This window comes from Candidatus Symbiopectobacterium sp. NZEC135 (assembly GCF_025962695.1).
In genome coordinates, this window is record NZ_JAGFPF010000001.1 from 88,339 (window position 1) to 103,802 (window position 15,464).

11 protein-coding genes are annotated in these 15,464 nt (G+C 53.8%); 5 read left to right on the forward strand and 6 right to left on the reverse strand.

The window, feature by feature from the left end; genetic code table 11:
- The first annotated feature begins 54 nt into the window (after positions 1-54).
- The 5 genes from J5224_RS00395 (at position 55) to psiE (ending at position 7,883) form a co-directional block, all read left to right on the forward strand.
- Positions 55-1,566, forward strand: coding sequence for an amino acid permease (locus J5224_RS00395; RefSeq protein WP_264623462.1), 1,512 nt, complete (start codon positions 55-57; stop codon positions 1,564-1,566).
- Between the two features lie 15 nt (positions 1,567-1,581).
- Positions 1,582-2,856, forward strand: coding sequence for an arginine deiminase (gene arcA / locus J5224_RS00400; protein WP_264623463.1), 1,275 nt, complete (start codon positions 1,582-1,584; stop codon positions 2,854-2,856).
- 175 nt (positions 2,857-3,031) lie between these two features.
- Positions 3,032-4,117 (forward strand): efflux RND transporter periplasmic adaptor subunit, encoded by a 1,086-nt coding sequence (locus tag J5224_RS00405; RefSeq protein ID WP_264623464.1) that lies wholly within the window; start codon positions 3,032-3,034, stop codon positions 4,115-4,117.
- On the forward strand, positions 4,117-7,191 hold the full coding sequence (locus J5224_RS00410; protein WP_264623465.1) for an efflux RND transporter permease subunit: 3,075 nt from the start codon (positions 4,117-4,119) through the stop codon (positions 7,189-7,191). The genes J5224_RS00405 and J5224_RS00410 overlap by 1 nt, the downstream gene beginning before the upstream one ends.
- A gap of 284 nt (positions 7,192-7,475) precedes the next feature.
- A complete protein-coding gene (gene psiE, locus J5224_RS00415; protein ID WP_264623672.1) occupies positions 7,476-7,883 on the forward strand; it encodes a phosphate-starvation-inducible protein PsiE in 408 nt (135 codons plus the stop codon).
- Positions 7,884-7,891: 8 nt separating this feature from the next.
- Here psiE and yegS read toward each other — a convergent pair whose 3' ends face one another.
- The 6 genes from yegS to mdtD form a co-directional block, all read right to left on the reverse strand.
- Positions 7,892-8,791, reverse strand: a complete 900-nt coding sequence (gene yegS, locus J5224_RS00420; protein ID WP_264623466.1) for a lipid kinase YegS — start codon at positions 8,789-8,791, stop codon at positions 7,892-7,894.
- Positions 8,792-9,161: 370 nt separating this feature from the next.
- Positions 9,162-10,526 (reverse strand): tRNA 5-hydroxyuridine modification protein YegQ, encoded by a 1,365-nt coding sequence (gene yegQ / locus J5224_RS00425; RefSeq protein WP_264623467.1) that lies wholly within the window; start codon positions 10,524-10,526, stop codon positions 9,162-9,164.
- Between the two features lie 150 nt (positions 10,527-10,676).
- Positions 10,677-11,618, reverse strand: a complete 942-nt coding sequence (locus J5224_RS00430) for a glutathione S-transferase family protein (protein WP_264623468.1) — start codon at positions 11,616-11,618, stop codon at positions 10,677-10,679.
- Between the two features lie 274 nt (positions 11,619-11,892).
- Complete coding sequence (gene baeR / locus J5224_RS00435; RefSeq protein ID WP_264623469.1) at positions 11,893-12,621, reverse strand: two-component system response regulator BaeR; 729 nt, start codon at positions 12,619-12,621, stop codon at positions 11,893-11,895.
- A 7-nt stretch (positions 12,622-12,628) separates the two neighbouring features.
- Complete coding sequence (gene baeS / locus J5224_RS00440; protein WP_264623470.1) at positions 12,629-13,996, reverse strand: two-component system sensor histidine kinase BaeS; 1,368 nt, start codon at positions 13,994-13,996, stop codon at positions 12,629-12,631.
- Positions 13,997-14,003: 7 nt separating this feature from the next.
- Positions 14,004-15,431: a multidrug transporter subunit MdtD gene (gene mdtD / locus J5224_RS00445; protein ID WP_264623471.1), complete on the reverse strand. Its 1,428-nt coding sequence runs from the start codon at positions 15,429-15,431 to the stop codon at positions 14,004-14,006.
- Positions 15,432-15,464: the final 33 nt, after the last annotated feature.

A 15,464-nucleotide genomic window follows, 5' to 3' on the forward strand; every position in this document is an offset into this window, starting at 1 on the left:
TAATACTCTTCAATAGTCCATCACATCAATGGCCTTGTGTCAGGAAGGAATACCATGGCGAGCTCATCAGTAAATAAGCTGTCCTTATGGTCTCTCACGGCGTTGGTCGTGGGATCCATGATTGGCGCGGGAATATTTTCATTACCGGCGACATTTGGACGCGCAACCGGGGGATTTGGTGCCATTATCGCATGGTGTATCGCGGGTGGCGGCATGTTAATGCTGGCTTTTGTTTTTCAATCTCTGGCGCAACGTAAACCTGACCTTGATTCAGGGGTCTTCATTTATGCTAAGGAGGGGTTTGGTGATTATCTCGGATTTGCCTCTGCATTAGGGTTCTGGGCAGGAACCTGTATTGGTAACGTCTCCTATTTCGTGCTGATCAAATCCACGCTGGGTGCCTTTTTCCCGGTCTTTGGCGATGGCAATACGATCTCTGCACTGGTGGTGTCGTCAATCATCCTGTGGGGCTTCCATTTCCTGGTGCTCAATGGCGTCAAAAACGCTGCCACTATCAATACCATTGCCACGGTGGCCAAAATCGTCCCGATCATTGCATTTGTCGGGGTACTGATTTTTGCCTTCCAAAGCGACATCTTTATGCAAAATTTCTGGGGTTCTCCGACGGCGGTGCCTGTAACGCCCGATCTTGAGCACCTCAACGATTATGGCTATGCCGGGCATGCGGCGGCAGCGATTATGCCAGCGCAGGAACCGGAATCGTTGTTCAGCCAGATTCGTAGCACCATGCTGGTGACCGTGTTTGTGTTTCTGGGCATTGAAGGGGCCAGTGTGTATTCCCGTTATGCCAAAGAGCGTCGTCACGTGGGTATTGCCACCGTGATGGGCTTTATCGGCGTATTAGGGCTGTTGGTGCTGGTGACGCTGCTCTCTTACGGCGTGTTGCTGCGCCCTGAATTGGCTGGCTTGCGTCAACCTTCCATGGCGGGCGTGCTGGAATCTGTGGTTGGGCCATGGGGCCGCGTTTTTATCAGCGTTGGTTTGATCGTTTCTGTCTTGGGGGCCTACCTCTCCTGGTCATTGCTGGCGGCCGAAGTGCTGTTCTCCGCCGCTAAGCATCAAAGCATGCCGAAAGTCTTCATGACCGAGAACAAACATGACGTTCCCTCTGCCGCTGTTTGGCTCACCAATATCACTATTCAGGTGTTTTTGATCCTGATGCTGTTCAGCCAGTATGCCTTCCAATTGGCGATCGAGTTGACCAGTTCATTAACCCTCATTCCCTATTTATTGGTTGCCGCTTACGGATTGAAACTGGCCTGGACGGGGGAAACGTACGAAACCGACAAGCGCGATCACCGCAAAGATCTCACGTTTGCGCTCCTTGCCACACTCTATGCCCTGTTGATGCTGTACGCCGGGGGGGTGAAGTACCTGCTGCTCTCGGCTGTGATTTATGGGCCGGGCACTGTGTTGTACATCATGGCCAAACGCGAACAGCGGGTTGCGCTGTTCAACAAAACTGAACTTGGGATTTTCGCTATCGTTATGGTCGCCGCCATTGTTGCAATCTACAGCATTGCGACAGGCATTATTACTATCTAAGTGAGGCTGCTTATTATGTCGACAAAAAAGAAGTCTGAGAAGAAATATGGCGTGCATTCGGAAGTTGGTAAATTACATAAGGTTATGGTGTGCGCTCCAGGCAAAGCACACAATCGATTGACGCCGAGCAACTGCGACGAATTGTTATTTGATGACGTGTTGTGGGTTGAACGTGCCAAGCGCGACCATTTTGATTTTATGACCAAAATGCGCGAGCACGGTGTTGATGTGGTGGAAATGCATAATCTGCTGGCGGAAACGGTGGCACTACCGGAAGCGAGAAAGTGGATTCTGGATCAGCAGATTGTGCCGGATGAAGTCTCTCTGGGCATTTTGAACGAAACCCGCAGCTTCCTGGATGGCTTGGCGCCACGCGCGTTGGCTGAAGTGTTGATTGGCGGTTTGTCGACCACTGAACTGGCGAAAGAAGGCTATGCCGATCACGAAGAACTCAATCTGATCCGCGACGCGGCGGGGATTACTGAATATTTGCTGCCGCCGCTGCCCAATACGCTGTATACCCGCGACACCACCTGCTGGATTTACGGTGGGGTAACGTTAAACCCTCTTTACTGGCCTGCTCGTCATGAAGAAACCATCCTGACGACCGCTATCTACAAATTCCACCCGGATTTTGCCAACGCTAACATCAATATCTGGTACGGCGATCCTACCAAACACCACGGCACCGCCACGCTGGAAGGCGGCGATGTGATGCCGATTGGCAATAAAACCGTGTTAATTGGTATGAGTGAGCGCACTTCGCATCAGGCCATCACACAACTGGCGGCCTCTCTGTTTGCCAACAAAGCCTCGGGCGTTGAGCGGGTGATGATTGCTGCGATGCCAAGATTGCGCGCGGCTATGCACCTGGACACGGTGTTTACCTTCTGCGATCGCGATGTGGTAACCCTTTACCCTGCCATTGTGAACCAGATTCGCACCTTCTCGTTGCGACCTGATGATGGCCCAACCGGGATGAAACTGTATCGCGATAAAGGCACGTTTGCGGAAGCGATCGCAGGCGCATTGAACCTCAAGAAACTGCGCGTGGTAGAAACGGCCGGTAATGATTACGACACCGAACGCCAGCAGTGGGATAGCGGTAACAACATGGTAGCCCTCTCCCCCGGTGTGGTACTGGCTTACGATCGTAATACCAAGACCAACACACAATTGCGCAAGGAAGGGGTGGAGGTTATCGAGATCGTCGGCAGTGAACTGGGGCGTGGACGCGGCGGTGGTCACTGTATGACATGTCCTATCATTCGTGAACCTGTGGATTATTAATGTCCCCCATCAGGCGCTCTCACCGAGCGCCTGATGAACACGCACTGTCAGTGCACGAGATCGTTATGCTAACCAGGTGCCAGGCCTGATTCACCTTTCTGCGATAGCGTTTACCGCTGTGATGGTTATGGCGATGACGTAGCGGCGCGTGAATCTGATCCGAAGAGATTGCATCGTGAAAATAAAATTTATCGTTGTTACGTTTATCGCGTTTTTTATTTCTGCCTGTGACAGGGAGGCGACCGAACCAAGTATTACGGTGCGGCCAGTGAGTATTCTGGAAGTTAGCAACAGCGCACAGCAAGGTGTGCGTATCTTTCCCGCCAGAATTATTGCGGGCGATAGAACAGAGTTGGCGTTTAAACGTCCCGGTCAATTAGAACGATTGCTGGTACGTGAAGGGGAACCCGTTACACAAGGGCAGGTGATCGCGGAGCTTAACAGCAATGATGCGAAGCTGCGCCTACAGGATCGCCAGGCTACGTTTAACCTGTCTCAAACCCAATTTAGCCGTTATGCGGCGTTGAGCGAGCGTCACATTGTGGCGCGTGCCGAACTGGACGTGCAGCGCGCTGCGCGTGACTCGGCACAGGCGGCGCTGAAACTGGCGAAAGAAGAGCTGGACGATACGATTATTCGGGCTCCGTTTCCCGGTGTTATCGCCATGGTCAACGCCCGCAATTATCAAATTGTCGCGGCTGGGCAATCTATTGCCACGTTGAACGCGCTGGAGTTGCTGGACGTGGAATTCAGCATTCCCGAAAGCCTTTTTATTCTTATTGATGCCAACAATGTTAAATATCAACCCGTGGTTGAATTGAACAACCTGCCAGGGCGCGAGTTTGTTGCCAGTTACAAAGAGCACACCGCACAAACGGTGTCGGGGGCGCTGACTTATCGTATGGTGCTGACTATGCCACGTCCGCAAGATATCCCGCTGTTGTCGGGCATGAGCGGCAGGGTCAAGATCAATCTGGGTAATCTCCCTGGCAGTGTCGCTGCAATGGCGGTGGTTGTTCCGGTTGAGGCGGTTTTCAATCCAGATACCAGCGCTGAGCATAAGCCGCATGTGTGGGTGGTTAATGAACGTGATGGCAAGCTGTTTGTCACCTCACGCCAGGTTGAATTGGGCCAACTAACGGCGAATGGCGTTCAGGTCGTTTCTGGGTTGTCCCAAGGCGAGCGGATTGTGGCAGCTGGCACCCGTGAGCTTACGCCAGACCAGGAAGTGCGAGCATGGGTTCGTGAGCGAGGTCTCTAATGAAACTGACAGAGAACTTCATCAACAACGGCACTCGCATCTGGCTGTCGATTCTATTGTTAGGTCTGGGGGGCGTCATTGCCTTTCTGAACATTGGCCGATTGGAAGATCCTGCGTTTACCATCAAAACGGCGGTGGTGGTTACCCGTTATGACGGCGCTTCTGCGCAGCAGGTTGAGGAAGAGGTGACTTTACCGCTGGAGAATGCTATTCAGCAGTTACCCTACATCGATAATATCTCCTCGATTTCCAGTGTGGGGCTGTCGCAAATCACCATCAATATCAAAGCCCAGTACGGGCCGGATGATTTACCACAGATCTGGGACGTACTGCGGCGCCGTATTGGTGATGCGGCACGCCAACTGCCACCCGGTGCCAGCCCGCCTTTCGTCAATGATGATTTTGGCGATGTGTATGGCTACTTCTTTTCCCTCTATGGCGATGGCTATTCCAATCAGGAGTTGCGTAACTTTGCTGAGGTATTGCGCCGCGAACTGGTAGTCGTGCCGGGGGTAGGGAAAGTGGCGATCGTCGGGGTGTTGCCGGAAGAGGTGCAAATAGAGATCTCGCGCGCGCAGATGACCGCTGCCAATATTGTGCCACAGCGCTTATATGATTTGCTCAGTCGGCAAAATGTCGTGTCCAATGCCGGTGAACTCTTGGTTGGCAGTGAATCGATCCGCTTGCATCCCACCGGTGAGTTCGACAACGTACAAGAACTCGGTAATCTGTTGATCAGCGAGCCGGGCAGTCCGCGCAGCGTCTATCTGCGAGATATTGCCACCATCAGCCAAGGCGTGACACATTCACCGAACAATATTTACCGCGCTAATACGCAGGCAGCGCTCTCCGTGGGTGTTTCCTTTGCCCCCAGCGTAAACGTGATTGTGGTGGGTAACGCCATCAAGGCACGGCTGGCACAGCTGGAAGCCGAACGACCGGCAGGCATGGCGTTGAATGTGTTCTACGACCAGTCCCATGAAGTCGAGGGGGCAGTGAATGGTTTTATCATGAACTTCCTGATGGCGCTGGCGATTGTCATTGGCACGCTGCTGATTTTTATGGGCGTTCGCAGTGGACTGGTGATTGCGGCTTCTCTGGCGCTGAACGTGTTGGGCACGCTGCTGATCATGAAGCTGCTGAATATCGAATTGCAGCGCGTTTCGCTTGGAGCGTTAGTGATTGCGCTTAGCATGCTGGTCGATAACGCTATCGTGATCGTTGAAGGCGTATTGGTGGGTCGGCAACGTGGTGCTACGGCGATGGATGCTATCAACCGCGTGGTGAAGCAGACCATGTTCCCTCTGTTGGGCGCGACCATTATTGCTGTGCTGGCGTTTGCACCTATTGGTTTGTCTAATGACTCCACCGGTGAGTATTGTAAGTCACTGTTTCAAGTACTGCTTATCTCGCTGATGCTGAGTTGGTTTACTGCGCTGACACTCACACCCGCTTTCACCAAATGGGCGTTTGAAAAGCAGAAAATGGCGCCGCAGAACCCGGATGAACCGGTGAAAAATCCTTACGATGGCTGGCTATTCCGCGTCTATCGTTCTCTATTGGGTAAATTGCTCAACCAGCGCACCTTGACGTTAACGCTGCTGGCAGGCTTGCTCGTCGCGGCGGTGGTGGGGTTTGGCAGTGTGCGGCAAAGCTTTTTCCCACCGTCGAATACACCTATCTTCTTTGTCGATCTCTGGCTGCCGTACAGCACCGATATCGCCTATACCGAGAAGGTTGCGGCGGAAATCGAAAAGCACATTAGCGAGCAACCCGGTGTCGACAATACTATGGTGACGGTAGGGCAAGGCGCGTTACGGTTCATGCTGACCTATAATGCCCAGCGGCAATATGCCAACTATGCGCAGATACTGGTGAGGACCGACGCGCTGAATCAGATCCCGTCGCTGATTCGTGATATTGAAGCCTACGTGCGTGATAACTATCCGGCAGTAAAAGGGCAGGCGAAGCGCATTATGTTTGGTCCGTCCAACAACAGCTCCATTGAGGCGCGGTTTATTGGTAACGATCCGAAGATACTGCGTTCGTTGGCGGCCACGGCGGAGCGGATAGCCAGTGCTGACCCGGATTCCGATGGCGTCATGCATGATTGGCAGGAGAGCAGCAAAGTTATTCGCCCACAGTTCTCGGATTACCTTGGGCGCGAGTTGGGTGTCGATAAGCGTGAGATAGACAATGCATTGCGGATGAGCTTTGGCGGCATCAATGTGGGGTTATATCGCGACGGAACGCGGCTGATGCCTATCGTGTTGCGCACCCCGGATGCGGAGCGGTTAAATGCCGATCGGCTCAATGACGTGATGATCTGGAGTCAGGCGCGACAAGCCTTTATTCCGATCGACAACGTGGTTAACCGCTTCACGACCGAATGGGAAGATCCGCTGATTATGCGGCGCGATCGCACGCGTACGCTGACGGTGCAGGCCGATCCCGCGTCGCAGAGTGGGGAAACGTCCGCTGAGTTGCTGGGGCGCATCAAGCCTGCTATTGATGACATTGCCCTGCCGCACGGATATCGCCTTGAATGGGGCGGTGACTATGAGAGTACCAAAGAGGCACAAGCAGGGCTGTTCACCAGCCTGCCCATAGCCTTTATCGTGATGTTTATCATCACCGTATTGATGTTCAGTTCGGTGAAACATGCCATTGCCATCTGGCTAACCGTGCCGCTGGCGTTAATCGGCGTAACTGTCGGGTTTCTGCTCACCGGTATTCCCTTCGGGTTCATGGCGCTGATTGGTTTGCTTAGTCTGAGCGGGATGTTGATTCGTAACGGTATTGTGCTGGTGGAGGAGATAGGCCTGCAACGTGAACAAAAAGCAATGCGTGATGCCATCATCGATGCATCGACCTCTCGTTTGCGTCCTATTCTGCTCACCGCGTTTACCACGGTGCTGGGGTTGGCCCCGTTGCTGAGCGATGCCTTCTTTCAAAGCATGGCGGTGGTTATCATGTTTGGTCTGGGTTTTGCTACTGTGTTGACACTATTGGTATTGCCAGTGATTTACAGTTGTATGAATCGGGACGAGAAAATCGCATCAGTGGCCTCCTGAGGAGGCTGACAATTCCGCTTCTCTTCATCGCCAGGTAGCGTGCTGCCTGGCGATGTCATTTCTCCCCGTGGTATTCATGGCGTAATGAAATAATGCCAAAACGTTATGAGTAAAAACGTGGCGTTTTGTGGTAAAAAACCGCTATGGCACAACGACTGACGGCATCAGCCTCAGCGACATAATAACGACATCTGCCAGCTGTACCCTTGCTGGAGCCATGCCACGGTGCGGCATGGTGCGTTGATGATGATGTAAGGTAAATACCTATGGATGAAGGACTGCATATGCCGGGTTCTGCGCGCGGGCTCAAAGTGGCGAAAATGCTTCAGACGATACTCAATATTGGGTTATTGCTGCTGGCGACCATTCTGGTGATTTTCCTGATGAAGGAGACATTTCATCTGGCGCAAGTACTGCTGATCAGCAGTGAAAAAGACTCTTCCTTTCAGCTTATTGAAGGGATTGTTATCTACTTTCTCTATTTTGAGTTTATCGCGCTTATCGTGAAGTATTTTCAATCGGGCTACCATTTCCCGTTGCGCTATTTTGTCTATATCGGCATCACGGCGATCATTCGCTTGATCATCGTAGACCACAAAGATCCGCTGGATACCTTGGCGTATGCCGCCGCTATTCTGGTGCTGGTGGTAACGCTCTATCTGGCGAACAGCAAACGCCTTAAACGGGAGTAGCCCGGCATTCAGGCCAACAGTGGACACTGTGGCGGTAACCGACAGGTTAAAGCCTCGGGCACTATGTCGATGCGGAAGCGGTTGGCGTTTAGCGGCTCTCCGTCCAGGTTGAAGGTGATGTCATCGGGCGCAACGATCTCCAGCCAGGGCAAGGTCGCGGCGATCACATTCGGGTTCTCACTGCCAGTGAACAGCGCCTGAAGCATGTTGGGCAGTAATTCCTGGGCTGAGAGCACGCGCAGTTGCAATCGCCCATCGTTGATCAGCGCTTCCGGGCACAGCGGTTGGCCGCCGCCCGCCTGACGCCCGTTACCGATGGCGATCACCAACGTATCACCGGACCACTGAAAATCGGGGCCGCGAATCTCGCAGCGCTCTGCGCTCAGCATATCCATACGCAGCAAAGCGTGCAGCACGTAAGAAGCGCCTCCCAGTGCGGATTTCATCTTCGAGGGCGTTTCTGTGGTAATGCGAGTGGCAAAACCGCCGGTTGCCATATTGATAAAATAGTGGCTGTCATTGACGCAGGCGATATCGATCGGCGTTGCGTGCCCTTTTAACGCCAACGCTAAGGCATGTTCGACATCAAGCGGAATCTGGCAACTGGTGGCAAAATCATTCGCGGTGCCGAGGGGGATGATGCCAAGCGTTGGGCGCTGGGCTGATGCACATTGCACCAGTGCGCTGGCGACCTCATTGATGGTGCCATCCCCACCGGCGGCAATCACCGTATCCACGTTAAGCTGCACGGCTTCCTCAACGTAGCGTTTGGCATCACCGTGTTCCCAAGTCACGCGCACATGCAGCGTAAACCCGGCTTCTCTGTACTGTTGGACTGCGCTACGCAAGACATCGTTATCCGTGTTTTTGCCATTGAGAATCAACAGGGATACGGGATGTTGGCTCATGACGTGCTCCTTTTTGCGCTGAAAAGAGGCAAAGGCAAGTATAAACAGCGTAGCCAGAAATGGCCGAGAACGGTATCAGAACAAGGGATAAAGCAGGAAAAAAGGCAAAGAAAAGCCAGCTCAAGGGAGATTGAGCTGGCCAAGGAGGTGGTTCCTAGTAGTATCACTACGCTTATTTTTCGTTCTAGATTTTCTCAGCGACGCAATACTAACCAGATAGTAAGGGTATTGATGTGATCTGTTTCTAAAATTTGCGAAAAGTCGCAGATTGTGCCTCTGAAGCATGCTTGCGCAGGCAGGATCTCCTACAGGCTAAACGGAGAGGTCCCCGGCTTTCGCCGAGGACGACACACAAGGGGATTACGCTACCTTACGCCGCATTGGGGTTACGGGTGGTCACGTCACTTGGCAGGTTACGCAGCAGTAACGCAAACTCCAGCGCCACGTCATCCGGCACGGGAAGGTAAACGATATGCCCGTTCCCCGGAGCGACGTCGATAGCTTCACCCTTGGCGTTTTGCAGCGCATCGAGCGTGAATTGAATGTTGCCGTTCGGCGTCATCATCTCCACGCTGTCACCGAGGGAGAACTTGTTTTTCACTGCCACTTCAGCCAACCCGTTACGCCGCTCACCGGTAAATTCACCGACAAATTGCTGACGATCTGAAACAGAATAGCCGTATTCGTAGTTCTGGTAATCTTCATGAACGTGGCGACGCAGGAAACCTTCGGTATAGCCACGGTGCGCCAGACCTTCCAGCGTTTGCAGCAGTGTCGGATCGAAGGGTTTTCCTGCGGCGGCATCGTCGATCGCCTGACGGTAAACCTGTGCCGTGCGTGCGCAGTAGTAGAAGGATTTGGTCCGGCCTTCGATCTTGAGCGAGTGCACATGCATCTGGGTTAAACGTTCAACGTGCTGAATAGCGCGCAGATCGCGCGAGTTCATGATGTAGGTGCCGTGCTCATCTTCGAACGCACTCATGTACTCACCGGGACGCAGGTTCTCTTCCAACATAAACACTTTATCGGTCGGTTCACCAATACCCAACGTGGGATCTACGTTCTGTACCGGAATCGGCTCATGTAGGTGAACGATATTGCCGGTATCGTCTTCTTTCCCTTCCTGCACTTTGTATTCCCAACGGCAGGCGTTGGTGCAGGTGCCCTGATTGGGGTCACGCTTATTAATATAACCGGAAAGCAGGCAGCGGCCAGAATAGGCCATGCATAACGCGCCGTGCACGAAAATTTCCAGCTCCATGTCTGGCACCTGCTGGCGGATTTCGGCAATCTCTTCGAGTGACAGTTCGCGAGACAGGATCACGCGGCTCAGCCCCATCTGCTGCCAGAATTTCACCGTTGCCCAGTTCACCGCGTTGGCTTGCACTGAAAGGTGAATTTGCATGTGCGGAAAGTTTTCTCTTACCAGCATGATCAGGCCAGGATCGGACATGATCAACGCATCCGGCCCCATATCAATCACGGGTTGAAGATCGCGCAGGAAGGTTTTCAGCTTGGCGTTGTGCGGGGCGATATTCACCACCACGTAGAATTTTTTCCCCAGTTCGTGGACTTCATTGATGGCGAGCGCCAGCGTCTGGTGGTTGAATTCGTTATTACGCACCCGCAGGCTGTAACGAGGTTGACCGGCATAAATCGCATCAGCGCCATACGCGAAGGCGTAGCGCATATTTTTCAGCGTACCGGCCGGAGAAAGCAGTTCCGGTTTAAACATGGTGTCTCTCTGGTCTGATCACAAGTCAGGCTGTTCCCCGAGGGAACAGTAAAGGAGGGGGATTCTAGCGCTAATGTCGGTAAAAATCAGCTAACGACGCAGAAAAAGTGTGGCTATTGCCCACGCGCACGCTGGCGTGGGCAAAAGGGATTACTTCCCGAGGTTGGCGCGGTTGTGCGCACGTTGTAAATCCACCTGCGGGCCGAGCGGCACAATACCGGTCGGGTTCAGCCAGCGAATACCGTAATAACCCGCTTTGATATGGTCAATATTGACCGTCTCTTTGATTCCCGGCCACTGGTAAAGCTCACGCAGGTAGTTCGACAGATGAGGATAATCTTCAATGCGACGGATGTTGCATTTGAATGCACCGTGGTAGGCCACATCAAAGCGTACCAGGGTCACAAACAGCCGCCAGTCGGCCTCGGTAATGGTATCACCCGCAATATAGCGATTCGTCGCCAGGTGAGTTTCAACACGATCTAACGTATCGAACAGCGTTGTCACCGCATTTTCGTAGTGCTCTTGGGTTTTGGCAAAGCCGGTTTTGTATACGCCGTTGTTGATGTTGTGGTAAATCACTTCATTCCATTCATCAATGGTAGCGCGCAGCGCAAGGGGATAATAATCCTCATGATTACCCGTCAAGGCGTCAAACTGGCTGTTGAACAGACGAATGATATCGGCCGATTCGTTATTCACGATGCGCCCTTCAATACGATCCCACAGCACCGGTACGGAAACTTTACCGGTGTAATGGGCATCGCTGGCGGTATACAACTGATGCAGATAACGCACGGGAGCAACGTGTTCTCCGGCATCTTGCGGGGTGGTAAATTCCCAGCCGTTATCCGCAATCACGGGTTGTGCAATGGACAGAGAAACAATATTTTCTAACCCCTTGAGCTTACGGAACATCAAGGTGCGTGATGCCCACGGGCAGAGATAAGAAACAAAAAGTTGATAGCGGCCCGCTTCTGGAATCAGCGTCGTTTGGCGAAACAGCGTTTCCTGACGATGAAAAGCCCCGTTTTTGATCTCTTCTGCGGCGACATCGCCATTGACCCATTGGCCGTTTACTAAACCTGACATGATATTGTGTTCCCCGTCTTGCCCGCTGTCGGTGAGATAAACCTAAAAATCATCATCGTTATTGTTGTGACGTTATATATGTTAGCAGCCGCTAGAAAGCATAACAGGGTAGAATTTTCATCAAGTCGAACAGTTTTTTTGACGAGTTGGCCTTAGCGTTGATTTAAAGATGTGACCGTGCAGCCATAGCAGGGCGGCATGTTGAGCTGTTCGGCCAGAAAATGGGTAAAGCGTCTTACCTTGAGCGGCAGCAGTTTACGCGTCGGGTAGTGCGCTAGACCATTTCACACGATCCGGCTTCCCAGCGGTATCCCATGCCATAAACGGTACGGATAAACGATGTGCGCTCGTCCAGTTGTTCCAGCTTGCGCCGCAGATTTTTGATATGGCTGTCGATGGTGCGATCGGTCACGACGCGGTAGTCGTCGTAGAGCTTATCCAGCAGCGCTTCGCGCGAAAACACCTTACCGGGCTCCGCCGAAAGGGTTTTCAGCAGACGAAACTCAGCCGGTGTCAAATCGAGCGGTTGACCGAGGTAGCTGGCCTGAAAACGGCTGTTGTCGATCTGCAAGGCCGCTTCTTGCCCCTCTTCGGGCGGTGGTGCAGATTGCCAGCGGCAGCGGCGCAGCAGGGTTTTCACCCGCACCACCACTTCCCGTGGGCTGTAGGGCTTGCAGATATAATCGTCCGCGCCAATTTCCAATCCCAGCAGCCGGTCAATCTCTTCGCTGCGCGCGGTAACCATAATAATTGGCACATTGGAAAATTGGCGGATGATGCGGCACAGCGTCAGACCATCGGTGCCCGGCAGCATTAAATCCAGCAGAATCAACGACGGTGAGTGCTCACGCACCCAAGGCAATACCTCATCGCCGTGGGTGATCCACTGCGTGCGATACTCTGCGGCCTGAAGGTAGTCCACCAGAAGCTGGCCGAGCTTGGGCTCATCTTCAACAATCAGCACCTGCTCTGGCAGCGTCTCGTTCGATAAGGTTTCGGTCATCAGCGTTTTAGGATTCCGGTGGATGAAGCGGGAATTCGGCGGTCATTTGTAAACCACCGAGTAAGGAAGCGCTAGCATACAATCGTCCTCCGTGGGCCTCAACGATATTCTTACAGATAGCCAGCCCCAGCCCGGAACCGCCGCTGGCGCGATTGCGCGATCGCTCTGCGCGGTAGAAACGATCGAAAATCCGCGCCAGTTGCTCGGCGTCGACGCCGGGGGCACTGTCCTCCCACACCAGGGTGCACACGCCATTTTCAGTATGGGCGCGAATCTGTAGCTGTCCACCGTTGTCGGTGTAGCGCAGGCTGTTTTCCAGCAGGTTGTTAAACAGTTGGCTGAGTCGGTCTGGATCGCCAAAGGCGCTGGCGCGTTCTGGCAACTGCGTGATGACCTGAATATGTTTTTTCGCAAAGCGCTCGTTGAAGGACGCGACGCTGATATGCAGCAGTTGGATTAAATCCACGGAAACGCGGCGATAAGCGAGTGCGCCAACATCGGAGAGCGACAACTGATGCAGATCGTCCACCAGTTTGGTCAGCGTGGATACTTCGTTTTGCAAAGAGAGCAGGGAGCCTGAATCCGCCTTGCGCACGCCATCCTGTATGGCTTCCAACTCGCCGCGCAGTACCGCCAACGGTGTGCGCAGTTCATGGGAGATATCGGCCATAAAGGCGCGGCGCGACTGCTCGTTTTTTTCCAGCGCGGTGGCGAGCTGGTTAAAGTCTTGCGCCAGGCGCCCCAACTCATCGCGGGTATTGACCGGCACGCGTGCGGTGAACTCCCCGGCAGCCAGACGGTGGATCCCCTGCATCAGCCGTTTTACCGGTGCCAGCAGGCCACGCGCCATCAGCCAGGTCACTATGATGGCGAGCAGCGTTGACAGCCCGACAATAAACCAACTGGTGCGCTGTTGCTGCCGGTCGAAATTGATATCGGCATCGCGCGTCAAGCGTTCGCTGGGAGAGGCTACCACCCAACCGACCACTGTGCCCTGATGGCGAATGGCTTGCCAGGTGCTTTCGGCGGCAATCGGGGCTGGCGAACCAAACAGCCGGTTGCGCTGGGCATCCAGCACCCAGAGTCGGACGCGCCAGCCGCGCATGCTGTTACTGTCTTCATTTTTGTCCAGCGTGTGCAGCAGGTTGAACACCAAGCGCTCATTGTTTTGCAGAAATACCCAGTCGCCGTACTGCGCGTATTGTTCCTGTAATGCATCACGCAACTGCTCGACGCGCTGCGCATTGCCTTGTTTGATGTAATCCACAAAGCCGCGTTCGAAGCTCATCCGCACGCCCCAATGCATGGTGATCAACACCAGCATGCAGGTAGCAAAAATGGCGAGGAACAGTTTAGCGGTAATGCCGAATCTCATCGTATCCTCACCTTTTTCCCGGCAGCACGTTCTGCTTGATCTGGTCCGGCGGTACGCGCAGGAACAGCAGGGCGGGCAGCGCCAATATGACGGCCATGCTCAGATAGGTATAGCGGAATACTTCGGCGGTTGCCGGGCTAGCGATGTCCAGCGTCCCCTGCTGGGCAAAAATACCCAGCAGAATGCCTGCCAGACTCACGCCGAGACTCATGGAAAGCTGCATGGTCATCGACAGCAGGCTGTTGCCTCCGCTGGCGATGCTGTCCGGCAGATCTTTCAGCGTCAGGGTATTCATGGTTGAAAAACGCACCGAATTGGCAACGCCCACCAGTATCAACACCAACGGCAGCAGCCATAGCCAGTTCAGCAGTGCGACGGTGGCAAACAGCAGGGTGCTGAGCGAGAGCGCCAGGGTAGAAACAATCAGGGCCAAGCGGTAGCCCAAGCGGTTAACAATGCTGACGACGATGCGCTTGGTGCCCATGCTGCCGAGAATCATCGGAATCATCATCAACCCGGCATGAAACGGCGAAAATCCCATGCCCAGTTGTAAAAACAGCGGTGTGGTAAAGGGCAGCATGCCGCTACCGATACGCGCCAGAAAACCGGCGCTGAGCCCAATCGAAAAGGTGGGCGTATTGAACAGGTTCAGATTGAACAGGGCGTTTTCATTTTGACGCGCATGCAGCCAGTAGCTCAGCAGGGCAATAATGCCGATCGCAATCAAACCGACGATGGCAATCGGCGGTAATGCCAGGCTTTTGTGCCCGTCCAACGCTAACGTCAATGTTGCCATGCCGATGGCGAGCCAGAAAAAACCGCTGAGATCGAAGCGCGAGGTTTCGGTGGTGTAGTTCGGCATGATCAACCAGGTGGCGATAGCTCCGATAATTCCCACCGGCAGATTGATCAGGAAAATCCAGTGCCAACTGGCGTATTGCACCAGCAGCCCGCCCAGCGTTGGGCCGAGCAACGGTCCAATCTGGCCGGGAATGGTGACAAAGGTCATCGCGGCCATAAACTGGTCGCGCGGCACAATCTTCATCACCGTCAGACGACCGACCGGCACCATCATGGCGCCGCCTATCCCCTGAATCACCCGCGACATCAGCAGCGCATTCAGGGTTTCCGACCGTGCGCACAGCAGCGATCCCAGCGTGAAAATAATAATGGCGGCAAAAAAGACCCGCTTCACCCCCAGTTTGTCCGCCAGCCACCCGCTGGCAGGCAGCATTACCGCCACGGTGAGCACATAAGCCACCACTACCGAGTGCATGCGCAGCGGGTTTTCATTCAGGCTGAGCGCCATCGTCGGCAGTGCGGTGTTGACAATGGTGGTATCGAGCGTCTGCATAAAGAAGCCAAACGCGACAATCCAAAGCTGCCAGCGCACGGAGGCGGGTTGGGCCGTTGACGGAGTGGACGAAAAACGCATGAAATAACGGGCCTCACGAAATCAGGGTTGTTC

What these genes read in the sequence shown, in the direction of transcription:
- J5224_RS00410 (WP_264623465.1), top strand. Translation starts at nt 4,117, where the DNA reads ATGAAACTGACAGAGAACTTCATCAACAACGGCACTCGCATCTGGCTG.
- psiE (WP_264623672.1), top strand. Translation starts at nt 7,476, where the DNA reads ATGCCGGGTTCTGCGCGCGGGCTCAAAGTGGCGAAAATGCTTCAGACG.
- arcA (WP_264623463.1), top strand. Translation starts at nt 1,582, where the DNA reads ATGTCGACAAAAAAGAAGTCTGAGAAGAAATATGGCGTGCATTCGGAA.
- J5224_RS00395 (WP_264623462.1), top strand. Translation starts at nt 55, where the DNA reads ATGGCGAGCTCATCAGTAAATAAGCTGTCCTTATGGTCTCTCACGGCG.
- yegS (WP_264623466.1), bottom strand. Translation starts at nt 8,791, where the DNA reads ATGAGCCAACATCCCGTATCCCTGTTGATTCTCAATGGCAAAAACACG.
- yegQ (WP_264623467.1), bottom strand. Translation starts at nt 10,526, where the DNA reads ATGTTTAAACCGGAACTGCTTTCTCCGGCCGGTACGCTGAAAAATATG.
- baeS (WP_264623470.1), bottom strand. Translation starts at nt 13,996, where the DNA reads ATGAGATTCGGCATTACCGCTAAACTGTTCCTCGCCATTTTTGCTACC.
- J5224_RS00430 (WP_264623468.1), bottom strand. Translation starts at nt 11,618, where the DNA reads ATGTCAGGTTTAGTAAACGGCCAATGGGTCAATGGCGATGTCGCCGCA.
- mdtD (WP_264623471.1), bottom strand. Translation starts at nt 15,431, where the DNA reads ATGCGTTTTTCGTCCACTCCGTCAACGGCCCAACCCGCCTCCGTGCGC.
- baeR (WP_264623469.1), bottom strand. Translation starts at nt 12,621, where the DNA reads ATGACCGAAACCTTATCGAACGAGACGCTGCCAGAGCAGGTGCTGATT.